We start from the raw sequence: 24,167 nt of genomic DNA on the forward strand, positions 1-24,167 counted from the left end.
AAAATCAACAACCTCTTGGCACCGTTCCGTTTTTAACAAAATAAACGTGGTTGTCCCTCTGTTCAAATTCCGCAAATTAAATTCAGCCGTATATCCAGAAATGATATTTTTTTCTTCCAGCTTAATCATTCTTTCTTTCACGGATGGCTGAGACATGGACACTTCCTTACTGATCTGGGAAATCGACATTCGCGCATTATGCTGAAGTAATTTCATGATCTTTTGATCAATATCATCGAACCCATTTTCCATAGGATGCACACCTCAAATACGAGATTTTAATAAAATAAACTCCTCAGCCTGCATAACCTTATATTCACATGCATTCTACTACATGTTCCTCACTTTTCGCATTCATTTCTCGAATTCATCCCCCTATAATTAGAACCATCTCTAATGAGGAGGCTTATAAATGAGTATACAAGGTCTTGCCCATGTGGCAATCCAAGCCAAAGATTATCAAGCAACCATTGCGTTCTATACAGAAGTATTAGGGTTCAAGATCGGCCATCACTGGAGTCTGCCATCCTTTCAAATTAAAGAAGCCTCCATGCTGATTTCACCTGACCAAAGAACTTGTATTGAGGTCTTTGATAACGACGCGGTCATTCCTGCTCAAGGCAAGAAAGCACAGTCTGATGATGAGGTAGCTCATGGGGCATTATTACATCTCGCCTTCTATGTCCAAGATGTTGGGAATATGTACCAGAAAGCAATCGCATATGGAGCAAAGCCATTTGTTGAACCGGCGAGTCTGTCCCTTGGCGAACCGCCACTTGTAGTCAGAAACGCTCTCATTCACAGTCCCAATGGTGAGGTTATCGAATTTATTGAAGATGTAGATTTTGATGTGTCCACAAAAAAACACCTCCAAGGTTATCTCCCCTATCTTACGCTATAGGAGCATTCCCTTGAGGGTGTTTTCTTCTGTTTCGTGGTATAGGGGGGGATCCCCCCTAACGGCGAGGCCGCTTCCCCACTGGAATACTTTGGGCAAAACGAAACACATTATGGGGATCATACTTGCGTTTTACCTGCTTCAGTCTAGGAAAGTTCACACCATAAGGCCAATGGATCAGCTGCCGTAGACTTCGAACTCATAAAGCGAATACCAGTAGTCGGTACCCTGGTTCGTTGCATACATGCGGACATACCTCGCATTTACTGGTTCAAAGTAGATATCGTCAATGCCGCCGTCGCCCGTTGATGTCGTATACATATCCGCCCAATTGAGGGCATCGTTCGACACCTGAATCCTGTAGCCCTTCGCATAGGCAAACTCCCAGTTCAATTTGACCTGATTGACTCGATATTGTTGTCCGAGGTCTACGTAAATCCATTGCGGGTTGGAATATAGACTGGACCATCTCGTCGTCGGATTGCCGTCTACCGCTTTATCGGCCGTGTATGCGGCTGTCTCGTTGGAAGAAGCTGTTGCCGATTTATTTAGCGCTAGATTTGGCTTGCTGCCATAAACCTGGAATTCATACAAGGAGTATCCGTAGAAGGTGTAAGCCCTTTGCGTCCCGTACATTCGTACATACCTTGCATTCACTGGTGTAAAGAATATATCGTTGATGCCCCCATTACCCGTTGTCGTGGTATATACATCCGTCCAGTTGGCCGCATCATTGGATACTTGGATTTTGTAGCCTTTTCCATAAGCAAGCTCCCAATTCAATAGGACTCGATTAATGTTATACGACTGACCGAGGTCAATCGCTACCCACTCTGAATCTGTAAACTGACTAGACCATCTTGTCGTCGCATTGCCGTCCACCACATTGTTCGGCGTAAGAGTTGCGTCTTGGTTGGAAGATGACGAAGCTGTCTTATTTAACGCTAGATTCGCTGTGGTGGCGGACCCAACGCTATCCCCATATACCTGAAACTCGTAAAGGGAGTACCCGTAGATCGTCCCTCGTTCCGTCGCGTACATTCTTACATACCTTGCCGTTGTTGGCACAAAGCCAATATCGTCGACTCCGCCAACGCCAGTTGTGGTCGCATAGACATCCGTCCAATTGGTTGCATCGTTCGATACTTGTATTTTGTAACTCTTGCCGTATGCGGTCTCCCAGTTCAGCCTAACTCGGTTAACGTTATAGGCTTGACCAAGATCGACGTAAATCCATTCCGTATTTGTATATTGCTGGCTTGACCATCTGGTGCCGAACTTATTGTCGACCGCCTTATCGGCGGATACAGAAGAACTTTGGCTGGAAGAGGCTACAGCCGTCTTGCCGCTTGCCAGGTTTCCTGGAATCGTGTACGTTCCTTTGGTGAATTTGTAGATGTCTTCGTACATTTGTCTACCGTCATAAATGCCGCTTACGCCGTTGTTGTTCTTGTTCTTATAGAGGTTATATATTCCGAAGATATCTTGGTACCAGCCTTTGATCGCCCCTGTCATGTACCCGTATTCTGCGCCAGCCTTTAAGTAATTATCGAAACGGTTCTTAAAATCGGGGTCAGACATCGCCCTCTCGTCAAATTCCATTTCGATGCCTTGATTGTAGGTTTGAGCTTGGGTGGTAACATTGGTCATTCTCGAATAGTCTGAACTCGGGACGAAATAGTGGTTGGGCTGCTGGATACTGAAATCAAAGGTATAGTTATGCGCGTTTTTGCTTTGTCCTGCACCAAAGTATGGAATCCAGCAATATTTCAAGCCAAGCGAGTGCAGATAGTTTCCAGTGTTATTGATCGCATTAACCTCACCCTGATTGCCGGTGTCGATATCTTCGTGGAACCAATAGAAACCCTTTAATTCAAGGTTGCTGTATTGGGCTTGGTTCCATTTGCTTCGTACAGTGTCGATATACCATTTGGTTACCTTGGTCAAGTTGCTAGGATTGGTTTTTAAATTTTCACTGATTCCGTCGTTATCGACATCCCCGAAATTGGTTATTCTACTGTTGGGATAAGGTATCATAATATATACCTTGGATTTGTAGTTTGGTTGGTTTAGCGTGGCTGCAACCTGCTGGGTAGCTTGGTTCAGAGCGTCCAGCTGTTGGTTGGCAGTGAAAATACGGTTGATATACCACTCCCAATCCGTCTTGTAGGTCCACTTGGCAGGATCCGCCGAATCGCCGAAATCCCGATAGTCAGGCGTATTGATTCCTAGGAACAGGAATGAGTCAAAAAAGGTGTCGTCCATCACATTATTGCTGTTGTAGTGCGCAACATAAGGCAACAATGTATTTTTGTCATACGTGCCGATTTCTTTTCCCTCGTATGTCGTTCGTCCGCCGTAATATCCGGTGTACAACAAGGCCATATTTTTTACGTTCCCAGATGCCGCGGTGTTGGGTGGAAAATATCCCGTCGCAGCAGCAAGGTCAAGAGGCTGCTCTATGGCAGGCTGTGGCTGTTGCTCGAGATCAGATTGGGGCTGTTGATTGAAATCAGGCTGAGGAATTCCCCCTTGCTCCGGCTGAGTAGGAGTTTCAGGCAAAGGCTGTTGATCCCCCTGCTCTTGCGTAACCTCCGGCGGTGTATTCCCCTCTGCATTCAGTACGGATGGATGGACAGAAAAAACAATCGAGAAGATTAGCACAAGTGACAACAACAACGAACTTCGTCTTGGATACCTTTGACTCTGCTTCATTTTTCATCCCCATTTCTTAGATTGAAATGACAATTACGTTTGTACAAGTCTGGTACATGAGCCTGACCCTGACGCCCATTTATTCCAAGTAGCCTCTTTACCATAGATTTTATGAGACATTTTTATGCGCAGTAATAGATAGTTGTTTACTTTGATATACACTTCTTTACATCCCAAAATCACGATGACGCTGTACCCCTCTCTCGTTTCCTTCGCATGTAACCTACACAGTATCGTTAAATATTGACACATAAAGTAATGTGACGGTATGATCCATATTAATTTCATTTCAATTCATAAAGGTGGCCTATGAAAAGAAAATTACAAGTCTACATATCGTCTACTTTTTCTGATTTAGTTGAGGAAAGATATACCGCTGTTGAAGCTGTACGTAAAGCTGGGCATATTCCTGCAGGAGTTGAGCTATTCTTCAAGGAAACTCCGATGAGCATTAGGAAAAGATGGATCGATGAATCCGATATATATATTCTAATTCTCGGAGGATTCTATGGTTTAACGCTTCGTGATGATGAATCAAAGAGTTATACGCATTGGGAATATGATTATGCCGGAGAAATTGGCAAACCCAGATTTGCTTTCGTTGTCACGGATGAAGCATTAAGACAAAAGCCATACGACTTTGTAGTAGGGGAATATTATGAGAGGCTCCAAGAGTTTAAACAATCCGTATTTGAGGAAGTACCTACCTATTATGTAGAAGATATACAGCACATTAAGATGGTTATGCGCGATCAATTGCCAGAGTATGAAAGAAGAGAGGATCTGCACGGCTGGATTTCTGCCAAGGATGTCCCAGACGTACAAAAGTTATTGGAAGAGAATGCGAGTTTATTGAGAGAGAATGCTAAATTACAAGCTGAGCTGGAGAAAAATAAAAGAGGAAATCAATGATAGGGAAGTACAGTGCTTCATCGTCAGATGGGGGCTGTACTTTTTTCTTCCCATAAAAATATCCTTTGAGTACAATAAATATTAAAAGATCTGGGGATAGGCCCATGGAATTCCATTAAAAAGGAGATAAAAATATGAAATCCGCATATGAAATTGAAACCGAGCGTCTTGCTCTGCGCGTTTTTGAAGAAGAGGATGTTGAGGCTGCTAAGCGGTTTTGGGGCGATGAGGAAGTGATGCGGTACTGTCTTGGTGCCGCCGGCCATGAGAAGCTGCCTTTGACTCTTACAGCTTACCGCGAATGTCATCAGGCAAAGGGATTGTCCGTCTATGCGGTGGTGGAAAAAGAAACGGGCATGGTCATAGGAGCTGGCGGTTTTAATATATCGGGAGAAGTCCATGAGGTTGAACTCATTTATCATTTTGCCAAGTCAAGCTGGGGAAAAGGATATGCGACAGAAGCGGCAAAGGCTTGCTTAGAGCTTGCCAAAAATCATGGCGGCGTGAAGCGAATCCATGCTTCTGTTGACCCTCAAAATGCGGATTCCAGCAGGATTCTTGAAAAAATAGGTTTTACATACGCCGGCACGGAATGGTTCGAAGATACACAGCAGGAAGAAGCCGTTTATGAAATCATGCTGAAATAAAGCAAGGAGGCGTATGATGAAAATTCGCGTACTAATCGCCGATGACAACTCATTCATCCGCGAAGGGATGAAGATTATTTTAACCACATTCGGGGAATTCGACGTGCTTGCCACAGTGGAGGACGGCCGGGAGGCCGTTGAATACTGCCAGGCTCATGAAGTAGATGTTGCCTTGCTGGATGTACGGATGCCGAATATGAACGGGGTTGAGGCCACCAAGCTGATTAGCGAGCAGACGGCGACCAAACCGCTCATTTTAACGACGTTTGATGACGATGAATATATTCTGGATGCCATCCGCTTCGGCGCAAAGGGATATCTGCTAAAAAACACCGACCCGGAGCGGATCCGCGATGCGATCAAAAGCATACATAACGGGCAGAGCGTCCTGCAGGATGTGGTGCTGGAAAAGCTCAAATCCCAGATGTCAGGGAGCCGGGAGTCGACGGAGAGTAAAATGTCCGTCCCGACTGCATCCTTCGGAAAGCAGAAAGCGGGAATCAGTCCTGAAAGGGAGCAGAGTTCCCCCAATGACGGGCCTTTCGACCGCAGTTTGTTTACGGAACGAGAGCTGGATGTCATGTCGCTCATCGCGCAGGGCCTATCGAACAAGGAGATCTCCAAAGAAATATTTATTTCCGAAGGGACAACGGCAAATTATATCACAGCAATTTTGAATAAAACCGGGCTGTCGCACCGGACGCAGATTGCGATTTATTATCTGACGGGCAAAACTCGTTAGAGAAGGGAAAGGCTATCGCATGGAAGTTTGGACGGTTGGCAATAAAACGATCCTGCTGCTGTTTGTCATCATTGCTACTTATTTCACGGCGGCAGCGGCGGATCCATGGTTTGTATTCTATTTTCTAATTTATTTGGCGCTGAATCTAGTCTTGCATATCGTGAAGAAAAGCGTCACCAAGCAGATAATTATTTTGGGAATTATCATCTATTTGGTCGGTTGCACGGTTCACTATCCGTATTTTGCACTGCTGCTTCCGTTTAGCATGAATGAGCTGGCGTCCTTTCATCCGCGGAAAAACGGTTATTTGCTGATCGCCGTATTCCTTCCGATATTGTTTTTGCGCGGTGAAATGATGATTTTGTATGTCTTTGTAGCTGCTTGGAGTTTCTTCGGTTATGTGATGGTCCGTCATTATATGGGGAGAGCCATCAAACAGGAGGATGAGCTTGAACGGATGCGCAAGGACGTGCAGAAGCTGGCGAAAAGCCTCAACGAAAACCGGGAATACGCAAGAGCCTCGGAATATATGGTCAAGCTGGAGGAGCGCAACCGGCTGGCTCAGGAAATCCATGATGGCATCGGGCATGCAATGACCGGCGCCCTAATTCAGATGGAAGCGGCCAAACGCCTTCTGGGCAGCGATGCGGCAACGGCGGAGACGCTGCTGCAAAACGCGATCGGCATCTCCAAGGAAGCGATTGAAGAAATCCGGATTACGCTGAAACATAACAAGCCCCCCATGGAGCAGCTTGGGTTTAGCCGCTTGAAGACCGCGGTTGAAGCTTTTGCAGGCCAAACGGGACTCATGACCTCGGTCGTCCATGAAGGAAATATCGATCAGATCACTCCGCTTCATTGGAAAATTATTTATGAAAATGTCACGGAGGCTTTGACCAACAGTGCCAAATATTCCGGAGCTTCGGCCGTTCATGTGGAAGTCCGGGTATTGAACCGTTTTATTAAAGCCGTCGTAGCCGATAACGGCAAAGGTGCCTCCAAAATCGTCAAGGGCCTTGGCTTGATCGGGATGGAAGAGCGGACTGCACACGTCAACGGGACGGTCGTCGCCGACGGTACCCGCGGTTTTAGCATCACGACCCTGATTCCGTACGGTGACTAATGAAATTTCTCATTTGCCGTTAATCCCTCTCCTAACAAAATATGAATTTTCTCATGTAAAAAGGATGAACTTATGCACTGATATAAGAGCATCCTTTTTTATTATGATAAAGACATCAAAAGCACAACGAAACGGAGTGAATGATAGATGAACGTATTGGAAATCCGGGGGCTTACAAAGAAGTTTGGCGATTTTATCGCTGTTGATAATATGTCGCTGTCCATTCGAGAAGGTGAGATTTTTGGTTTTCTCGGATCTAACGGAGCTGGCAAAAGCACAACGATCAATATGGTTTCGTCGCTGCTGCGTCCGACGGGTGGGGAAATCCGGATTCTGGAGAAGGACATCATGAAGCATAGCCGCTTTGCCAAAATGAACCTCGGTGTTGTTCCCCAGGATTTAGCGATTTATGAGGATATGACTGCGTATGAGAATGTAAGCTTTTTTGCAGGGCTGTACGGTTTACGGGGGACCGAGCTGAAGGAGCGGACAGAGGAAGCGCTGACGTTTGTCGGTCTCGGCGACAAGGCCAAAAGTTTTCCGAAAAATTTCTCCGGCGGAATGAAACGTCGCCTTAACATCGCCTGTGCTATTGCGCATAAACCGAAGCTGATTATTATGGATGAACCGACCGTAGGGATCGATCCCCAATCGCGCAATTATATTTTAACCTCGGTGCGAAAGCTGAACGAATCCGGCTGCACCATTATTTACACAAGCCATTACATGGAGGAAGTTGAGGAGATTTGCTCCCGTATCGCTATTGTGGATCATGGAAAAATCATCGCCGAGGGAACCAAGGAGCAGCTGAAATCGACGGTCACTGACGTCAAGGATATACGCATTGAATTGAAATTGGCCCAAGGTGGGGAAAGCGAAGGTTTAAAAACCATTCCGGGGGTGCGTAATGTACTTCAGGATGAACAGGTAATTCGGATTCAGAGTGATGCCGCGGTGGATAACCTGAACCGGATATTGAAGCAGCTTATGGATAATGGCAAGGAAATCCGCGCGGTTGAAGAACAGGAGCCTAATTTAGAAACGGTATTCCTTACATTAACCGGGCGCAATTTACGGGATTAATAGATCGCGGAAAAGGAGGTTACCACGGTGAATATATTATCGATTGCATTAAAAGAAATAAAGCAGGATCTCCGCGATCGGCGTACGCTGATGTTCATGCTGGGTTTCCCGATCGTCCTTATGTTAATCCTGGGTATGGCGCTGAGCAATGCATTCAGTTCCGATGTCAAAATCGGAGATCTGAAGGTTTTGATGAAGGATTCAACCGGCGGCGGAGAGTTGTCTCAAGCGTTTAACGCTTTTACGAAGGAAGTAGGCAAAGCGGGAGTGATATTTGAGTCTCTTCAGCCTGGGATGGATGGACGGACGGAAGTTGAAAATAACCGTTATGTGGATTATGTCGAGTTGACTCCGCAAGGAATTTCCCTTTACGGCAGCAGCCGCGATACGATCGCAAGCAATATTGTGCAGGGGATGCTGGCTTCTTTTACGGATAAATATAATGCGGCTGTGGCGGTAGCCAAGATCGAACCGGCCCAAACCGAGGCGGTGTTCGCGAGCAGCGGAACAGACTACATCAAAGAAATGTCCATAACGCCGAACCGAACGCCAAGTTCCGTCGATTATTATGCGCTTGCCATGACCGTGATGGTCGGTATGTGGGCGGCCATGTCGGCAGGCGGGCTAATCCAGAGCGAGATCAGTCGCGGCACAGGGAATCGGCTTATCATTGCTCCGGTAAGTAAAGGCGAGATTTTTACGGGCAAGATTTTGGGCGGAATGATGACGAATGTATTGTGCGTGGCAGCGATGATCCTGTTCAGCAAATATGTGTTTAAAGCTTATTGGGGCAGCCATATGGGGATCGTTGCCATCGTTCTGCTGTCAGAGGTCATCATGGCGATGGGTCTTGGCCTTGCATGCGGCTATATGATAAAAGGCAGGGCGGGCCGCAATGTCGTCAGCTTGATCGTTCAGCTCATGTCTTTTTTCGGAGGAGCCTATTTCCCCATCGGCAATGATTCTGGTAGCGGCTTGATGGGATTCCTCATCAATTTGTCACCCATCCGCTGGGCTAACCATGGTCTGACGCAAGTGATTTACGGAAATGACGTATCGGCAGCCTGGCCGGTTGTTTGCATAAACATCGGCTTCGCCGTATTGTTTCTAGGTGCATCAATTATCGTGATGAGACGCCGGGAGGGATTGTAAGATGTGGAGTGAGATCTGGTTTCTAGCTACCAAAACGCTGATCGCGACATTTCGCAAGCGCAGTGCGCTATTCATATACTTCGGTCTGCCGATTATCGGCATTTTGGGTTCCATACTGTTGTATGGCCAACAAGGGCAGACTCAATTACGGGTTGGCGTGGTTAACGATGATCAGGGTCAACAGATTGCGGCGGATACGATCGGTTTTGTGCAGCGTCTCGACCATGTGCAAATCGTAAACGTCACGGCAAGCGAGCTAAAGGAACAACTGGCTGCGAGCAAGTTGGACAGCGGCTTGATTATCGATTCAGGTTATTCGGAGAGCGTGCTGAACGGAAATCCGGACCATATTTCCATCGAATCGGTGAAAGGGGCTCAAGTAACGGCGTATATGAAATCGATGCTGCACGGATATATCGATAATGTCGCGGCAATGGCGAAAATTTCTGGAGGCGACCCAGCCAAATTCCGGCAGCTGTATGAAACTTACCATTCCTCAGACTTTAAGTTGACGTCCCAATCTGTAAATGATACATCTGTAACCAAAGCAATGTCGTTTCAATCCATCGGGTTTCTGCTCTTGTTTATGATGAACTCTGCGACCGGGCTATCGGAGCTGATTTTGAAAAACCGGGAGAACCGAACCTATTACCGCATTCTTTCCTCTCCGATCAATGCGAGGACCTATGTGCTGGCGAATGTTTTGGTGAATATTATCGTCATGATTGCGCAAATTATCGTCGCTTTGTTCTTCATGCGGGTCGTGTTTAATCTGGATCCAGGAATCTCAATGGGGGAAATGCTTCTCATTCTAACGCTTTTTGCGCTTGTATCCGTCAGCGTGTCGCTGGTGATCGTAGCTTTCTCCAAAAACTCGGCGATGGCTGGAGCGCTTCAAAATCTGATTGTGACTCCAACCTGTCTGCTTGCGGGCTGCTTCTTCCCGAGAAGCATTATGCCTGAAATGCTGCGCCGCATTTCCGACTTCATGCCACAGAGTTGGGCGCTGCAGTCGATCGACAAACTACAGTCCGGAGAAGCGATGGGCAATATCTGGTTTCATCTGACGATTTTATTCGCCTTTGCGGTTGTTTTCTTCCTGATTGCAACGTACAAATTCGGACGTAATAATGATACGAGAAACTTCGTTTAGCTTTCATGGTTTGCAGTGAAATATATTGGGGCATAAAAATAGCAAAAGAGGTTGTACCTGGGTAAACCAGCGTGCAGCCTCTTTGTCTTGGGCAAAACGAAACATATTATGCGGATCATACTTTCGTTTCACCCAAAGCCGATTCATTGCATGCTGATACCTTTATTGGATTGAGTTCATCAACTCAAAGAAATATTGGGGTTTATGGGTCTTATTTAGACTATACCAAGCATCTAATGTTGTTTCTGAAAACACACCTAATGCTCTCAAGATGTGTGCGGAAAATTCCAACGGTGCTACTCCAGATGCTGTGATCAATTTCCCATCCGATACTACAGACTCCCTCCTGTAATGCTGTTCGCCTGCATAAGTGGGACAGACCATCTTCAGGTATTCCAGATCATTGCTTGTGTGGCAGCGTGAGTTCAGCAATCCTGTCTGGGCAAGTCCTATTGTGGCACCGCAAATCGCGGCAACCAGTATGCCTTCCTCTACACATCTCTGGGCAACTTGTAAGATCGGTTGGTGAATGGGTGCTGTCCATGTATCTCCACCAGGCAGAATCAATGCATCGGTACTTGCCATGCTGCACTCCTCCAGACAGATTTCAGGGAGTATCTTCAATCCACCCATCGTCGTCACAGGAGTCTTTTCATTCCCCACAGTAACTATTTTTGAGGGGGACATCCCCTTTTTATAAAATCTTCCCGAATTCAATTCGGCAGTTACATAACCGATCTCCCAGTCTGACATTGTGTCAAATACATACAAATATACCGTATTACTCATGTGTACGTTCTCCTTCTCTACCAAATATTCAACGGATTCCCATCATCTATCGGTAATCCATGATTGTCTTCATCATAAAATAACTTCACTGACAACTGCTGTCAGTGAAGTTATTTTCGTTGATAATATTCCATTAATTCCGATGTAACAGCAATAAGTTTATCCTTCAACTGCTGTGGCTCGATAACTTGAATCGATTTCCCATAGGATAAGAGAAGATGAGGAACATACCTATCCATTGATGCTTCCTCAAGTAGAAAGATTGCTTGATTTTCCGTCCTCTCTTGCAGATAGTGCCCCAAGAACCCGTGCAGACATAAGTCGTCCAATGCCTCTGCTCTGCCCTCGATAATTACAGAAAACACTCTGTCATTGCCCACCAAATCAGGCAGCAAGTTTTGCTTAACGAATTCACGAGCCGAAAAAGCATCAGGGCGCTTAAAGCGAATTGACGTACGCTCGATTTGTACAATCCGTTCTGCCCGGAAGATGCGGAGCTCATTCCTTAGGTGGCAAAATGCAACGGTATACCATTTATTATTCCAGTTCACTGTCCCATAGGGGTCTATGACCCTATGCTTGGGTTGCTCCTCCCGGACTGTGCGGTAATCGATTTCTAGAGAGCATTCCTGTTCTACAGCCTGCTCCAATTCCAGCAATACCGGCTGAATAGAAGGTGCTCCCCCTTGGTTGATCACTTCAAACCCTGCTAACTGGCGATTAAGTGTGCGTTCCTGCTCCTGGTTCGAATACTTTTTCAACTTCGATGTCGCATTGTCTAATACTTCGCTCAGAGGATATCCCGCTTCTTTTGCAAAGATGGCAGCATGAAGGAGCGCCTTTTTCTCCTCCATATCAAATAGCAGAGGGGCTCTGATAAAATGATTGAGCAAGCTATATCCGCCATAATGACCTGAATCAGATACGATGGGCACTCCACTGGCACATAGTGCATCAATATATCGATAGACAGTTCTAATATTTATTTCGAGCTTTTCGGATATTTGTTTGGCAGTCATTTTGGCGCCCGAATTCAGCAACCACAATATTGCCAGCATATTATCGTTTTTTGGCATCGCATAACCTTTCGTAATTCACCAAGATTTAAGGACTAACACCTTACATATTTCCGTTTGAAGCCGATCTGCCCCTTCTCTACCGCCTTTTGAATATTCATGGATGCATTCAAGAACTTGCTCTTTCCAGAATCGCGATTGACCTCCACCGGGCCCACTTCCTTTGCGATCTCGACTGCTTTATCATGAAGCGGCTGATAGGATACTCCTACGGTGTAGATAAAATTATTCATCGCGTACTTCGCACGTTCAGGCGCATCATGAATCGTATTTTTCACAAGTTCCAACATATCCGCAATTTTGGTTTCAGAGAATTCACTGTCCGGGCGATTTCCGAGCATCCAGCAATAACAGCTCCAGCCTGCAGACATTTTAAGCTCTATATCGCTTGCAATCCATTTATCGGAGACTTCCTGCGCAATATCTGTCTCTGCCAGCGTTACGGCTACCACATAATCCGATAGCATATAGAAATAGGCTTGATCAATCCATCGCTCAAAATCCGCCGCAGACATTGCCTCAGGATCCGCGATCACCCCGGCAAAGTACATGGCGTCGTAATTCCCTGTAGCATAGAGCTCCTCCGCTAATGGCTGATTGCGTTTTATTTTCCGAAAAATAGGCTTCATCTGACCTGTAGCTACTCCAAAAAGCGGCTCATGCGCGCCATTGGATAGGTATATTTTCTTGGTGCGTTCCTTGCCGAGAGCTTCAAGCTCTTGCATGACCGTCTCTAGATTCATGATTCATACTTCCTTTGCAATGGGTTGTCTTACAGAATAAGCTCGTCTCCACTTCAATATATCATAAAGCAGCCTGGATCCAATGAAATCAGAAAGAGAACTATCTCATCCGTTATCGCTGGGACTTGTACAGTAATTCCCATTATTTAGCTCCGCTTATTCCCCATAATGTGCTCGGAACTGCATTGGTGTCATGCCGGTCACTCGACGGAACGTATGGACGAAGTGACTATCGCTTTGGAAGCCCACAGATACAGCGATCTCCTTCACAGTAGGGCATCTCCCAGAGAGGAGCATATCCTTCGATTTCTGAATGCGGAATTGCAGCAAATATTGATAGGGACTTATTCCCCAGCTCTTGCGGAACAATAAATTCAGATACTGCGGACTGACCCGCAGTGTATTCGCCATCTGTTCCAGCCCGAGATCAGGGTTCCCGTACGCTTCTTCAACGAGCAAATAAATAGGAGCGAGCCTCTCATGACCTTCAGATAAGGAGGGTTCACTGCCAGCTTGTCCGAACTGCTTGATAAGCGTCAGGAAGGCATACACCTCAAGTGAACCATTGACCCCCGCAAGATCGAAGCTATGATTGCATTTATGATCGTATTGCAGATGAATTGCTGCGAGCGGCGAATCGGAACCCCAACTCAGCGGCTGCATGTGTTGAAGATCAAGTGACGCTGTGATGGGATTGGCGAGTGCCCCATCGAAGGTCATAAACCATGTCGACCAGATGCTAGTTTCCGCACGATAACTGTGGCTCACGTTCGGCTTGAGCAAGATGCCCTGATTCGGATACAACTTTACCGTTGTGCCGTTCACCGAGAATTCACCGACTCCCTCTACCGTATGCAGCCAGTGGAAAGCGTGATAGCCGTGTTCCCGATAAATGGATCCCTGGTGCGTCATCAAACCGACACTGCCTAGGTGAAGCGGCAGCCCCCGGTCACGCTCCGTTGTTATGAAATGCCTGCCATAGCTGATGTCCATAACCGCTCCTCCAGTTTCATTTTTCGATATTGAAAGCGTTATATCTGATATTTTATTACGGATTGGGTTCGATTAGAATAACTTACAAAGTTGATATTTATTATATCCTTGAAACGGGAGTGATCACGATTATGACGGTGAAGCTTGGATTTATCGGAACCGGGGGAATCGCCAATCATCATATCCGCAGCTTAATTCAAATCGAAGGCGTATCCTTAACTGCATTCTACGATGTTGACCTTGGCCGTGCACAGAAAGCGGCTTCAGAGCACAATGATGCGAAAGCGTACGCGAAGCTGAACGACATGCTGGACGACAATAAGCTAGATGGGGTCTACATTTGCGTTCCACCGCTGGCCCACGGGGATGCCGAACGGCAATTAATCGAACGATCAATCCCTTTTCTTGTAGAAAAGCCGATCGGCATCAACCGCGACACCCCCGCCGCCATCAGTCAGGCGATCAAGGACAAAAAGTTGATCACGTCCGTCGGGTATCACTGGAGATACAGCGAAACGGCACAATTAGCTAAGAAGCTGTTGGCTGAGAGGACTCCCGGCATGGCACTCGGCTACTGGATGGGCGGAATGCCGATGGTGCCTTGGTGGAGAGTGATGACAGGATCGGGCGGACAGTTCGTCGAACAGACAACGCATATCGTAGACATGCTTCGCTTTTTGTGCGGCGAAGTGAACGAAGTATATGCCGCATACGCGCTTCAAGCAATGGGCAAGAAAGTCGAAGGAACCGACGTTCCCGATGTCGGGACGGTTACGATGAAGCTTGCGAACGGCATGGTGGCCACCATTTCCAACACCTGTATGATGCCCGTCGGCCACCACGTCGGACTCGATATCTACACGGACGAAGGTGTGCTCGAGGTGCGTGACACCTCATTGAAGGTGATCGAGACTGAGGGCGTTCAGACCCACTCCAATGGGATTGATCTCACTATCGCTGAAGATGAAGCGTTCATCCATGCGATCCGTACTGGCGACACCTCCCGCATTAAGTCCAATTATGAAGATGCGCTCCGAACTCACGACATTACGATTGCAGCCACTGAATCTGCCGTCTCGGGCAAACCTGTATTCCTTGGTTCATACTAGTGATTGGAGGGGATCGACTGTGAAGTTCTCATTGTGCATCGGCGCTTATAGCGGGAAAGATGTCATTTATCATTTGGAGAAAATTAAGGAGCATGGCCTGCACGGATTGGAGTATTATTCGTGGTGGAATCTTGATGATCTGAAACAAATCGCGAGGGAGCAAGAGCGTATCGGGGTTGGCATCAGCGCGACATGCACGAAGTTCTTCAATCTAGTCGATGAATCGTTCAGAGATGATTATATCGCTGGGATACGCGATACGATTGAAGCGTGCAAGATTCTGAATGTCACTTCAATTATTTCTCAGACAGGCAACGAGCTGGAAGGCGTGCCTCGCGAGGATCAGCGGTCCGCTATGGTGGAGACACTCAAACGCTGCGCCCCTCTGCTCGAAGAGGCCGGAATCGTCTTGGAGGTGGAACCGCTCAACGGACTTGTGGATCATTACGGACATTTCCTTCAGCGTTCGGATGAATCGGTGGAAGTGATTGATCGGGTAGACAGCCCGAACGTCAAGCTCGTCTTCGACGTCTATCATCAGCAGGTCACGGAGGGCAATGTCATTCGCAACGCGACTAATTATATCGACCGAATCAATCATTTCCACATTGCAGACAATCCAGGCCGCAATCAGCCAGGCACGGGCGAACTAAATTACGTGAATATTCTGCGCGCAATTAAAGAAACCGGCTTCTCCGGATTTATCGGGCTGGAAGGCGGCTATACGATCGACACCGACGAAGCGGTGGAGCAATTTATGCGGGACATCGTTACGCCAGTGTTCGGAAGCTTGCAGGCATAAGCAAATCGGGCTATTTCCCTCCCCCGCGCTGTCTGTAACGACAATTTTTAGGGCCATCCTTAGCGGATGGCCCTTTACTCTGTATATTTCTTATAACTCAAAACTTATCCTGCCGCCTTAGGTTCTATCAACATGATATGGCATTCCTCTTCGGCGAATGGCTTCTGCTCGGCTCCCCCCGGGACAATAAACATCTCACCCTTAGAGATTTTCACCTGACCATCACGAAAAGCAATGAACATTTCCCCTTCGAGCACCATAAATACCTTATCGGCTCCTTGATGCTCGTGCCATATAAAATCTCCATCAATTTTAACGAGCTTGAATAGATAGTCATTTAATTCAGCAACAACTTTTGGAGACCAGAGATCGTTGAATGTAGATAGCTTTTCATTCAGATTAATAGCTTCGTAATGCATATGAAGCCCTCCTTGATTTCGATGATATTCTCTCGACTTTTTAGAGTTTATGTAAGGCATTTGTTATATTTCGCAAAGCGTATTCGATAGCTAATGGGCCACCAGTAATAGCGGAACTATCCATTAAATAGACATTGCCCTTCTCTACGGCATTCAGTTTATTCCATACATTACTTTGTTTTAAGTCATTCATTAATGTTTCCTTTTTCGTAATGTCACCTATAAGGAAGATATGATCTGCTTGAACCGTTGAGATTCCCTCAAACGTATTAAATTTATTAATAGAACCTTTAAATGTATCATCTGGTGTAAGTCCCAGTCCCTTTTCTTTATCGAACGCAAGTGTATAGACAGGATTCCCTTCACCTAGAACATTAAAAGTTTTTCCATCCCAAGACAATATAAGTGCTACTGACTCCCCTTGAATCGACTTTAATGCTTCGCGCCCCGTTGCAATTTCTTTCATCATTTTATCAATAACTTTTTCCGCTTCATCTTCTTTACCAATAATCTCGGCCACTGTACGGAGTCCATATTTCCAATTTTCATAAATGTCCTTGTATTTAAGCGAAATAACTGGCGCAATTTTTTCTAGTGAATCATAAATTTGTTCATGTTGTTCGGTTGCTAAAATATAATCAGGCTCAAGAGCTAAAATTTTCTCAATACTAGGAGACACCTTATCCCCTAACTCCTCTGCTGCATCGAGCTTCCCTTGTAAATAAGTTAAAGTCGATAGATACTCTTTCTCCGTTGTAGCAACAGGCAGCTCACCTAATGCAACTAATATTTCAGGGTAAAAGTACCACAACGAGGCTATTTTTTCTGGTTTTTTCTCGATAACAATTTCTTTGCCTAAGGCATCCTTAAATGTTCTTGGCCAATCCTTTGCAGCTGACTCAACAGCTGTTGTAGATGCACCTTCTGCAGTCGCTCCTTTATTTTCAGCAGGTGTTGCATTACAAGCCGCAAGTATGACTACTACTAATAGCATGGAGAGTAATAGTCCTATCCTCTTTTGCATACGAAAAGCCTCCAACATTATGTAATCTTTCGTTTGCCATTAGTATAGTAAAGTCAGTTGTAGAATAGAATGGATGCCTATTGAAATTAGCATAGATTATTGATGAACTTCGCTCGATATTCAGTAGGAGAAACACCAAATTGCTTCTTGAACACTCGACTAAAATAAAAGGGATCCGCAATCCCAACCGACTGTGCAATTTGTTGTATAGGCACATCACTTGTAAATAGCATTTCTTGCGCCATGTTTATCCGATATTTTAATACATATTCTCCCGGTCCCATACCTGCATGTCTTCTAAATACGTAAGAAAGTCGATTTCGATTAACGTTATTATGTTCTGCAAGCGATTCTATTGTAAGGCTTTGATCATAGTATTCATGAATATAATGAGACACTCGTTCAAATAAAGTAAGTGATTCACAGCTATTCTGCCTATTAACCACACATAATAAAGCTTCATTCAGTACATCGCGAAACAGCATTTCGGTCTGAAACATCGGAATGCCTCCGCGCTGATTATACACATGCCACAGACGCATAATTAATTCGATAAGACGAGGGGATTGTCCCGTTGATAATTCAAAATGCTGATGGGAAAGGCTTGACTCTTCTAGTTCTGAGTGACATATCCGGTATTGAACAAGGATATACTCCCAGTTGGTGTTGCCAAACAACTTTTGGGCTAGTTTCATTTTGGCACCCCCATGCACAACTTTTCCTGGCGACAGGATATAAGGCGTGTCATTAAATTGAAATTGCACCTTCCCGGTAAGTGGAAACACGAATCCAGGAAAAGAATCTGTATAGTCAGCGTGAGGCACACCTGGATTTTTAGCATATCGATATACGCCTTCTACTTGAAAAGGAGTGTGTGCAAGATGCTCTGCTAACTGATTAACGTCGATTTTCACATTGCATGCCTCATTTCAAATAGTAGTTTTTCAGTAAATAGGGGGTATTATTTCTATCTTCACATTATTGATAATGATTATCATTGTCAACATGATTGGGCAATAAAAATGCCGCTACCCGGCAAATGTTCAAGCAGCCGGGTAACGGCATCCAATTATGATGCTCTCAAAAATAGGAGGCGTGAAGATCAAAAATCGCGGAGTTGGTCGGTATATTCCCACAGCGCATGTTCATCAATTTCGAGCTGATTCGCCCGCAATTCCTCAACTATCCCGGACACAAGTGGAGTCACAGCATCAAAAATCTCCTCCCGTTCCTCGGTATAAATAAACACCTTGCGCTTGTCGAGTTTGTTAAAACCCTCAATATAGGTAGAAAAGATGTGTTCGAGTTGCAACTGCACGTCCTGGGATGACATATCACCTGTTTGTGCCTGAGCTGCAAGCTCCCGTAGTTGGCCGCGTATTTGTTTGTACAGCGAGGCAGCCTTTTTCGCTTGCGCAGGTGTAATTCCTTCCCGACCGTCCCACGCCCGAAATGGATTATCGAGATTGTCGGCGAGCCATTCTGGCTTGCGCGGTTGACGAATGTACAAATCCAGACCTTGCTTGGCTGCTTGCTTGTAAGCTTGCTTGATCGCCTTAGCAGCATCATCCGGTAAGCTGGTCATCCACAACGTGTGCAGCTGCGGCAACTGATCCGGGCGTGGGAATTGATCTCCTGAAAAGCCAAACATGTCTATCGTCGTGAACATTTGAAGCTGTTCGAGCTTGTACAACTGCTCTATCCCACGGATATAGCCTGGGTTGCCGCCCACACGTAGGCTCTGTAGCGAAGGAAACCTATCGACGACGTCTCCTAAATCGATGTCATCGACAGCATACAGAACCAGATCAGACAAATGCGCGAGTCCCGATAAGCAACGATAGGACTTCACCGCCTCGCCATTCAATTGAAGCCTGATGCCGCGCCCTTCCTGCTCATGCTTGATATGGACATCATGCTGCAAACTTCCCTCGAGTATGATCTGGTTCATGTCGTTAGGTAAAAGCAGCTCATGTATTATGGGTGGCTTTATTGTAATATCAGTGATGAGCGTGTGCTGCAAATCGATCCTTTCCACTTCTGCCTCGAGATCTATTTCCAGCTTGTAAATAAAATCATGCGTCCTTACATAGTCCTCCAGTGCAGAACTCCAATCAAAAACCTTCATGGATGTCAGACAAGGCAGACGATCCAATTCTGTGTAGTCAGTTAGATCCGGAACCTCATTCAGAGAAATGGATCGAAGACCCCATGGCACCTTGACTCCAGCAATTTCTACCTGCTGGCTTCCGTCCGCCTTACTAGCCGCTTTGAAATTATGCCGTTTGTTCTCTGGAATGCGTTCCCACTGCAGTTGGCGATACTGCCTGTTCTCGCGATCCCAGTCTCCGTAGCTTCTCGGCTGCTCCTGCACAAGGACTTCGAAATTCCCAATATAGGTATAGTTCGGAGGAATCGGACCTTCACTAATGAGATGATCCAGCTCATTCCAGAAATAATAGTTTAATTCAAATGGCTTTACCTGTTTCAACTGATCAATGGAAGGAAGCTCCCCTCCGGTCCAATGCAGCATCAATGCAGCATAACTGTCTTCCTCGTCTGGTTGATTTGCTGGCACAATATGCGTAATCTGGCATGCAACATAAGCGTTCAATAATGAATTCCAGAATCCGAATACGTCCCCTGGTTGTATCGTCATGTATTGCTCCTTTCCGTGTTCATGCGATCAAGGGCAAGTCGAAGCCAAAGTAGTGCAGAGTCCCCGTCCCTCTCCATTTCTCATAACAAATCATTGTAATAGTCCTCAGCCTTCAACATCATTATACAATGGATATGGGAAATATTATCTGCCTCACATCCTCACGACACGCCCCTTCGACAATTGCCTGTCACCGAATACGTTCGCGATGCTGCCTGCAATAAACAACTGCGCGGCGAAGTACGTCAGCATAATCCAAATACCTGATGCCGGCACGTTACTGACGAACTTATTCCAGGCCAGAATCGAGTCCGACACGGCGAACAAAATCGCCCCGACCGTAGCATGCCAGTTCCTACTCATGATGGCAGTCCAGCACATGACGGAGATAACGCTTACATAAATGGCGACTGACAGCCATAATGCGCTATTATCGCTATTAGTCATGATCCCATTGTGCAGCTGCCAACCGATAAGCCAAGAATACAAGCCGATCGGTACCACGCACACCAACGTTAACAACGAAAATTCCCAGCGCCTTATCATGGCCGCTACATAAAACAGATGCCCTACCAAAAAAGACAGCAATCCGAACATAAACCACTCATTTCCGTTGTTCAGTAGCAACGCATCCCCAGCTATGCTAAAAAACAATCCAATCACGACCAAAACCTTATACATCTTCAACTTGTCGCAGGCTGCGAGCTGACAGCGAGCACGATGATCAGCACCATCGGCAGAAGCTTGAAGATCCAGTTTAGCAGGCTACTGTCCAAGGACAGCGTTGCCAAGTGAATCACACCCGTTACGATAATTGCAAAAACCAGCCATTTCTGAAGCATAAATCAAGTCCTCCCCATCGTTTTGGGTATTTGCTTGCTTGAAACTTCCGATTCTGACTGATACGTATGCCTATTTCTACGCTCACATTACTCAACTAGCCTTCTAATTTGACTGAGGCGCTATTGGCAGATCATATAAAGCAGCCTGCAATATGTTATTGCTAAAACGTCATCGGCCGATATTTAGGTATTGCTTTTTTCGTTTCACTGCAATTAAGAGGAAGGTTAAAAGACCGTTAACTGCCAATATCGCGATCAGACATTGAATGAGGAATTCGACATCTGGAAGGAAAAGCCCCACCGTCCTCCACGAAACACCCATACTATAAGTGAATAATGGAATCAGTCCGGCAGCGAAAATGACGGAGAGGATTCCCATAGATACCCATATTTTTTATTTATCGTGGTTCTGCGTTTTAAACCGATTAAACTAATTAAGGATATAACCGCAAATAATAAAACAACACCGAGCGTAATCCATTGTGTCCTGACATTTAGTTGTACCAAATCCGTACTTTTGCCGTTCATAATGGATCTAATTCCCTCCATTATACTTAAGTATGAAACAGCCTCTAATTCATGGTATTTATTCATCAAAAGAACAGCGCCCAGATCTTGTTCGGGAATAAAGAATATTTCCGCTTTATATTCGGGAGTTGCACCCGTATGGTAAGGATATTTATTTCCCGATCTTGGGAAATGCCAGCCCAAACCATATCGTTTACCATTTTCCGGAGGAGATATAAATTGTTTTAGACTTTGTTCGGTTAATAATTCTCCACCGTTTAGCATGAATTTTATAAATTTGGTAAGGTCACTGGTGGTCGAAGTCATATAACCATAGGGAGCTCCCGATTGATCATACAACCCATCGGCTTTAACAGGTTTACCAAACCATGAATGGAAGCCAGGCACAAACCCTTTATCCACCGCGCTTTCATAATCGGCAGTAGTGTTATTCATGCCAAGACGAGAGAAAATGTGAGTATCCATAAATGCTGAGAATGACTGGTTGGACACCGTCTCAATAATAGCCCCTAGGAGCAAATAGTTGGCTGAATTATATTCATATGCCTCACCCGGATCACGGCTTAACTTTACCCCGCTCAGTGCTGTAACGGCTTGAGTTATGCCTTTCTCCTTATCACGACCCTTTTGATCAGTTACTTTCATTCCATCATAAGCGCTAATCCCGCTTGTTTGTTCTAATAGATGACGCACTGTTATTTTTTTTGTGCCATCTGTTTGATACTTAAACCACGGGATATAAGCGTCTATCGGTTCATCTAATGTAATTTTTCCGCCTTCCACCAACACCATAACAGCAAGAGATGTCAAAGGCTTACTTACCGAACCTATAAGGAAAGTCGTGTCTTCCGTTACTGCTAACCCGTCACTCATTGTCCCCCAGCTATTTAGAAAGATGGTCTGATCGTTATGTACAACTGCTAGCGAAGCCCCAGGAATATGATATTCTTTCATCACTTCTTTCATAAATGTTTCGATTCGTTGAGCCGTATTGTGGCCTTGAGCTGCTAGAGAAAGTGAAGGTGCAATGAGTAGAAAGATGAATAAAAGAATAACAATTTTCTTCATATGATTTCACCTATTGTGTTAGATTAGTTGTTAGTAATCATTATTAGATTACAGAATTGGATTTGCTTACATACAGTCCAAAGAGTTCAATCAATAGTCTATACGAGTGATCAATATCAAATTCATCATCAACAATTTTCTGAAGCGCTAGCCCGTCGAAGCAAGCCAAAAGTATACTGGCAAGCGCAGAAGCATTATGCGAGTTGCCTACTAAATGCTGCAACGGCTTGGAAAGACTATCTCTCCCATCTTTGAGAATAGACGCAACTTGCTGTTCAAGATGCCCACTTCCGTTTTTTATCCCCAAAGAATAAATTTCATATCTCCAACGATACCAGTCTGGATTGTTTTCTACTCTGGATTTGATTTCAAATAAGAGTTCCTCGTGGCTTACAGCGCCATCCGACTGTCTGTCATATTGCCTTTGATAATGCTTTTGTATTTCATCTTGTACGGAAAGCAAGAGTTCTTCCTTATTTTTAAAGTAATAATGAACAAGTCCCGATGTTATATCAGCTTCGTTTGCGATATCTTTTATCGAAGCGTTGACATATCCTTTTTCTACAAATACTTTGTAGGCTGCATCGATTAATCGTTTTCTTTTGTCCTGTGTGCTCATACAATCCCGCCTTTTTTTGGTTGGTTGACCAACAAATTATAATGGCCTTATAGAATAAAGTCAATTATTGGACGTTGTTTGATTTCATGAATCCAAACTATTTATTTTCCAATTCAACACTCGTTAATTGCTGCTCGAATTCTCTCATAGCTCCCTCTCCCATTGCCGGAACCTCCGTTACCAGATTCGCCATTGCAAGAACCCTAGTAAAACAAATTATGATAATAAAAAAGAAGCAGACGTTTGTTTATCAATACTAAAAATTAAATTCCTTTAAGATATACGAATATATATATTTTACATGAATATTATGTGCAGAAAAGTCAATGTTATAGCCTTTTGAACGAGGGTAACACAGACTTTAACAACAACGCTCCCTTGAAAACTGAACCGCACCCCCATTTGTTAGACACAAACTAACTATTGGAGGTACAGTTTCTTATTGCCAAGTTTACGATTAAAGATAAGATCAACGCGATTCTACAATATCTGCAGGGAGAGGATAGTTTCAAATCTCTAGCCAAGCAAGTTAGGGTCAGCAAGGTTGTTGAGAGCCTTTTGCTATTTTGGTTCCTTATCACTATACCGATAGTAGTAACAAGATTGATTTCGGAGGAGATATTATGCCATTATTAAACAATGGATATGTTCAAAAATACTAGGGAGGAATGATTTTAATGACAGGATACACAGAGTTTGTACCCATTAATTTGAAGGCTGTGTTCACAAGTGTAGATTTAGTAACACAGCAGGTAACCGCAGATATGTTTTTTCAAGGTAATTTGATCGCTACTCTTACATTCAATGTTCAAGAAAACAAAATGAGCAAAGTCGGAGATTTTGATGAAGTGGACAAACAATTTGGACTGAATGAAGAGTTTATTATCATGAGAATTCAGGAGAGAGTTGTTTCTATTATTGAAAACAGCATTACTGACCCTAAAGATTTTTTGGTTTAAATTCTTACGCTAATGATCTAAACATTAGGAATATATTACCACTAAATTACCCAAAATAGTCCTTTTGGTTTTACAGATTTCGACACTTTATCTTCTTGAATCCAGCCAGTAT

General features: G+C 45.0%; 25 protein-coding genes and 1 pseudogene. 11 read left to right on the forward strand and 15 right to left on the reverse strand.

The window, feature by feature from the left end:
- A partial coding sequence (locus tag AZ66_RS12635) for an Lrp/AsnC family transcriptional regulator (protein WP_044355187.1) occupies nt 1-252 on the reverse strand: 252 nt, incomplete at its 3' end.
- A 160-nt stretch (nt 253-412) separates the two neighbouring features.
- Between AZ66_RS12635 and AZ66_RS12640 the strand changes: the two genes are divergently transcribed.
- On the forward strand, nt 413-901 hold the full coding sequence (locus tag AZ66_RS12640) for a VOC family protein (RefSeq protein ID WP_044355188.1): 489 nt from the start codon (nt 413-415) through the stop codon (nt 899-901).
- A gap of 55 nt (nt 902-956) precedes the next feature.
- Here AZ66_RS12640 and AZ66_RS30560 read toward each other — a convergent pair.
- Both AZ66_RS30560 and AZ66_RS29800 read right to left on the reverse strand, forming a co-directional pair.
- Nucleotides 957-1,082, reverse strand: a pseudogene (locus AZ66_RS30560) (BBE domain-containing protein); the annotation flags it as partial.
- Nucleotides 1,076-3,613 carry a DUF4855 domain-containing protein gene (locus AZ66_RS29800; protein ID WP_052648497.1) on the reverse strand — a complete coding sequence of 846 codons (2,538 nt, stop codon included), beginning with the start codon at nt 3,611-3,613 and terminating at the stop codon, nt 1,076-1,078. The gene AZ66_RS29800 and the pseudogene AZ66_RS30560, both read right to left, overlap by 7 nt.
- A gap of 309 nt (nt 3,614-3,922) precedes the next feature.
- Between AZ66_RS29800 and AZ66_RS12650 the strand changes: the two genes are divergently transcribed.
- From AZ66_RS12650 to AZ66_RS12680, 7 genes are all read left to right on the forward strand, one after another.
- Nucleotides 3,923-4,525: a DUF4062 domain-containing protein gene (locus AZ66_RS12650; RefSeq protein ID WP_044355189.1), complete on the forward strand. Its 603-nt coding sequence runs from the start codon at nt 3,923-3,925 to the stop codon at nt 4,523-4,525.
- 134 nt (nt 4,526-4,659) lie between these two features.
- Entirely contained in the window at nt 4,660-5,172 is a 513-nt protein-coding gene (locus AZ66_RS12655; protein WP_044355190.1) for a GNAT family N-acetyltransferase, read from the forward strand.
- Nucleotides 5,173-5,188: 16 nt separating this feature from the next.
- Nucleotides 5,189-5,914, forward strand: a complete 726-nt coding sequence (locus tag AZ66_RS12660; protein WP_082061558.1) for a response regulator transcription factor — start codon at nt 5,189-5,191, stop codon at nt 5,912-5,914.
- Between the two features lie 19 nt (nt 5,915-5,933).
- The gene (locus AZ66_RS12665) at nt 5,934-7,037 is read left to right on the forward strand and encodes a sensor histidine kinase (RefSeq protein ID WP_044355192.1); all 1,104 of its coding nucleotides are present in this window, start codon (nt 5,934-5,936) and stop codon (nt 7,035-7,037) included.
- A gap of 147 nt (nt 7,038-7,184) precedes the next feature.
- Nucleotides 7,185-8,120 carry an ABC transporter ATP-binding protein gene (locus AZ66_RS12670; RefSeq protein ID WP_044355193.1) on the forward strand — a complete coding sequence of 312 codons (936 nt, stop codon included), beginning with the start codon at nt 7,185-7,187 and terminating at the stop codon, nt 8,118-8,120.
- Between the two features lie 27 nt (nt 8,121-8,147).
- The gene (locus AZ66_RS12675; RefSeq protein WP_044355194.1) at nt 8,148-9,272 is read left to right on the forward strand and encodes an ABC transporter permease; all 1,125 of its coding nucleotides are present in this window, start codon (nt 8,148-8,150) and stop codon (nt 9,270-9,272) included.
- Between the two features lies 1 nt (nt 9,273).
- The gene (locus tag AZ66_RS12680) at nt 9,274-10,425 is read left to right on the forward strand and encodes an ABC transporter permease (RefSeq protein ID WP_044355195.1); all 1,152 of its coding nucleotides are present in this window, start codon (nt 9,274-9,276) and stop codon (nt 10,423-10,425) included.
- Nucleotides 10,426-10,587: 162 nt separating this feature from the next.
- Here the strand turns inward: AZ66_RS12680 and AZ66_RS12685 are convergent, their stop codons facing one another.
- The 4 genes from AZ66_RS12685 to AZ66_RS12700 all read right to left on the reverse strand — a co-directional run bounded on the left by AZ66_RS12685 (nt 10,588) and on the right by AZ66_RS12700 (nt 14,026).
- The gene (locus AZ66_RS12685) at nt 10,588-11,214 is read right to left on the reverse strand and encodes a type 1 glutamine amidotransferase family protein (protein WP_044355196.1); all 627 of its coding nucleotides are present in this window, start codon (nt 11,212-11,214) and stop codon (nt 10,588-10,590) included.
- 110 nt (nt 11,215-11,324) lie between these two features.
- Nucleotides 11,325-12,290, reverse strand: a complete 966-nt coding sequence (locus AZ66_RS12690; protein ID WP_044355197.1) for a helix-turn-helix transcriptional regulator — start codon at nt 12,288-12,290, stop codon at nt 11,325-11,327.
- A 35-nt stretch (nt 12,291-12,325) separates the two neighbouring features.
- On the reverse strand, nt 12,326-13,033 hold the full coding sequence (locus AZ66_RS12695) for a DNA alkylation repair protein (RefSeq protein ID WP_044355198.1): 708 nt from the start codon (nt 13,031-13,033) through the stop codon (nt 12,326-12,328).
- Between the two features lie 156 nt (nt 13,034-13,189).
- Nucleotides 13,190-14,026, reverse strand: coding sequence for a helix-turn-helix transcriptional regulator (locus AZ66_RS12700; RefSeq protein ID WP_044355200.1), 837 nt, complete (start codon nt 14,024-14,026; stop codon nt 13,190-13,192).
- 131 nt (nt 14,027-14,157) lie between these two features.
- Here AZ66_RS12700 and AZ66_RS12705 point away from each other — a divergent pair, with 131 nt between their 5' ends.
- Nucleotides 14,158-15,135 (forward strand): Gfo/Idh/MocA family protein, encoded by a 978-nt coding sequence (locus tag AZ66_RS12705; protein ID WP_044355202.1) that lies wholly within the window; start codon nt 14,158-14,160, stop codon nt 15,133-15,135.
- A gap of 19 nt (nt 15,136-15,154) precedes the next feature.
- Nucleotides 15,155-15,937, forward strand: a complete 783-nt coding sequence (locus AZ66_RS12710; RefSeq protein ID WP_044355203.1) for a TIM barrel protein — start codon at nt 15,155-15,157, stop codon at nt 15,935-15,937.
- A gap of 104 nt (nt 15,938-16,041) precedes the next feature.
- Here AZ66_RS12710 and AZ66_RS12715 read toward each other — a convergent pair whose 3' ends face one another.
- From AZ66_RS12715 to AZ66_RS12745, 8 genes are all read right to left on the reverse strand, one after another.
- Nucleotides 16,042-16,356: a cupin domain-containing protein gene (locus AZ66_RS12715; protein ID WP_044355204.1), complete on the reverse strand. Its 315-nt coding sequence runs from the start codon at nt 16,354-16,356 to the stop codon at nt 16,042-16,044.
- 40 nt (nt 16,357-16,396) lie between these two features.
- Nucleotides 16,397-17,380 (reverse strand): ABC transporter substrate-binding protein, encoded by a 984-nt coding sequence (locus tag AZ66_RS12720; RefSeq protein ID WP_044355205.1) that lies wholly within the window; start codon nt 17,378-17,380, stop codon nt 16,397-16,399.
- A gap of 86 nt (nt 17,381-17,466) precedes the next feature.
- A complete protein-coding gene (locus AZ66_RS12725) occupies nt 17,467-18,294 on the reverse strand; it encodes a helix-turn-helix transcriptional regulator (protein WP_044355206.1) in 828 nt (275 codons plus the stop codon).
- 188 nt (nt 18,295-18,482) lie between these two features.
- On the reverse strand, nt 18,483-20,039 hold the full coding sequence (locus tag AZ66_RS12730) for a hypothetical protein (protein ID WP_044355207.1): 1,557 nt from the start codon (nt 20,037-20,039) through the stop codon (nt 18,483-18,485).
- A gap of 153 nt (nt 20,040-20,192) precedes the next feature.
- Nucleotides 20,193-20,720 carry a lysoplasmalogenase gene (locus tag AZ66_RS12735; protein ID WP_231586850.1) on the reverse strand — a complete coding sequence of 176 codons (528 nt, stop codon included), beginning with the start codon at nt 20,718-20,720 and terminating at the stop codon, nt 20,193-20,195.
- Between the two features lie 2 nt (nt 20,721-20,722).
- The gene (locus AZ66_RS31380; RefSeq protein ID WP_156159956.1) at nt 20,723-20,881 is read right to left on the reverse strand and encodes a hypothetical protein; all 159 of its coding nucleotides are present in this window, start codon (nt 20,879-20,881) and stop codon (nt 20,723-20,725) included.
- 342 nt (nt 20,882-21,223) lie between these two features.
- A complete protein-coding gene (locus AZ66_RS12740; RefSeq protein ID WP_044355209.1) occupies nt 21,224-22,477 on the reverse strand; it encodes a serine hydrolase domain-containing protein in 1,254 nt (417 codons plus the stop codon).
- Between the two features lie 43 nt (nt 22,478-22,520).
- Nucleotides 22,521-23,096 carry a TetR/AcrR family transcriptional regulator gene (locus tag AZ66_RS12745; protein ID WP_044355210.1) on the reverse strand — a complete coding sequence of 192 codons (576 nt, stop codon included), beginning with the start codon at nt 23,094-23,096 and terminating at the stop codon, nt 22,521-22,523.
- Between the two features lie 677 nt (nt 23,097-23,773).
- Here AZ66_RS12745 and AZ66_RS12750 point away from each other — a divergent pair.
- Nucleotides 23,774-24,055, forward strand: coding sequence for a hypothetical protein (locus AZ66_RS12750; RefSeq protein ID WP_044355211.1), 282 nt, complete (start codon nt 23,774-23,776; stop codon nt 24,053-24,055).
- Nucleotides 24,056-24,167: the final 112 nt, after the last annotated feature.

The sequence above is a fragment of the Paenibacillus sp. E194 genome (assembly GCF_000935845.1).
In the GTDB taxonomy this organism is placed as follows: domain Bacteria; phylum Bacillota; class Bacilli; order Paenibacillales; family Paenibacillaceae; genus Paenibacillus_B; species Paenibacillus_B alvei_B.

Excerpts from the sequence above, each read along its gene's own strand:
- AZ66_RS12640 (WP_044355188.1), top strand. The coding sequence starts at position 413 with ATGAGTATACAAGGTCTTGCCCATGTGGCAATCCAAGCCAAAGATTAT.
- AZ66_RS29800 (WP_052648497.1), bottom strand. The coding sequence starts at position 3,613 with ATGAAGCAGAGTCAAAGGTATCCAAGACGAAGTTCGTTGTTGTTGTCA.
- AZ66_RS12650 (WP_044355189.1), top strand. The coding sequence starts at position 3,923 with ATGAAAAGAAAATTACAAGTCTACATATCGTCTACTTTTTCTGATTTA.
- AZ66_RS12655 (WP_044355190.1), top strand. The coding sequence starts at position 4,660 with ATGAAATCCGCATATGAAATTGAAACCGAGCGTCTTGCTCTGCGCGTT.
- AZ66_RS12660 (WP_082061558.1), top strand. The coding sequence starts at position 5,189 with ATGAAAATTCGCGTACTAATCGCCGATGACAACTCATTCATCCGCGAA.
- AZ66_RS12665 (WP_044355192.1), top strand. The coding sequence starts at position 5,934 with ATGGAAGTTTGGACGGTTGGCAATAAAACGATCCTGCTGCTGTTTGTC.
- AZ66_RS12670 (WP_044355193.1), top strand. The coding sequence starts at position 7,185 with ATGAACGTATTGGAAATCCGGGGGCTTACAAAGAAGTTTGGCGATTTT.
- AZ66_RS12680 (WP_044355195.1), top strand. The coding sequence starts at position 9,274 with ATGTGGAGTGAGATCTGGTTTCTAGCTACCAAAACGCTGATCGCGACA.
- AZ66_RS12685 (WP_044355196.1), bottom strand. The coding sequence starts at position 11,214 with ATGAGTAATACGGTATATTTGTATGTATTTGACACAATGTCAGACTGG.
- AZ66_RS12690 (WP_044355197.1), bottom strand. The coding sequence starts at position 12,290 with ATGCCAAAAAACGATAATATGCTGGCAATATTGTGGTTGCTGAATTCG.
- AZ66_RS12695 (WP_044355198.1), bottom strand. The coding sequence starts at position 13,033 with ATGAATCTAGAGACGGTCATGCAAGAGCTTGAAGCTCTCGGCAAGGAA.
- AZ66_RS12700 (WP_044355200.1), bottom strand. The coding sequence starts at position 14,026 with ATGGACATCAGCTATGGCAGGCATTTCATAACAACGGAGCGTGACCGG.
- AZ66_RS12705 (WP_044355202.1), top strand. The coding sequence starts at position 14,158 with ATGACGGTGAAGCTTGGATTTATCGGAACCGGGGGAATCGCCAATCAT.
- AZ66_RS12715 (WP_044355204.1), bottom strand. The coding sequence starts at position 16,356 with ATGCATTACGAAGCTATTAATCTGAATGAAAAGCTATCTACATTCAAC.
- AZ66_RS12720 (WP_044355205.1), bottom strand. The coding sequence starts at position 17,380 with ATGCAAAAGAGGATAGGACTATTACTCTCCATGCTATTAGTAGTAGTC.
- AZ66_RS12730 (WP_044355207.1), bottom strand. The coding sequence starts at position 20,039 with ATGACGATACAACCAGGGGACGTATTCGGATTCTGGAATTCATTATTG.
- AZ66_RS12735 (WP_231586850.1), bottom strand. The coding sequence starts at position 20,720 with ATGTATAAGGTTTTGGTCGTGATTGGATTGTTTTTTAGCATAGCTGGG.
- AZ66_RS31380 (WP_156159956.1), bottom strand. The coding sequence starts at position 20,881 with ATGCTTCAGAAATGGCTGGTTTTTGCAATTATCGTAACGGGTGTGATT.
- AZ66_RS12740 (WP_044355209.1), bottom strand. The coding sequence starts at position 22,477 with ATGAAGAAAATTGTTATTCTTTTATTCATCTTTCTACTCATTGCACCT.
- AZ66_RS12745 (WP_044355210.1), bottom strand. The coding sequence starts at position 23,096 with ATGAGCACACAGGACAAAAGAAAACGATTAATCGATGCAGCCTACAAA.
- AZ66_RS12750 (WP_044355211.1), top strand. The coding sequence starts at position 23,774 with ATGACAGGATACACAGAGTTTGTACCCATTAATTTGAAGGCTGTGTTC.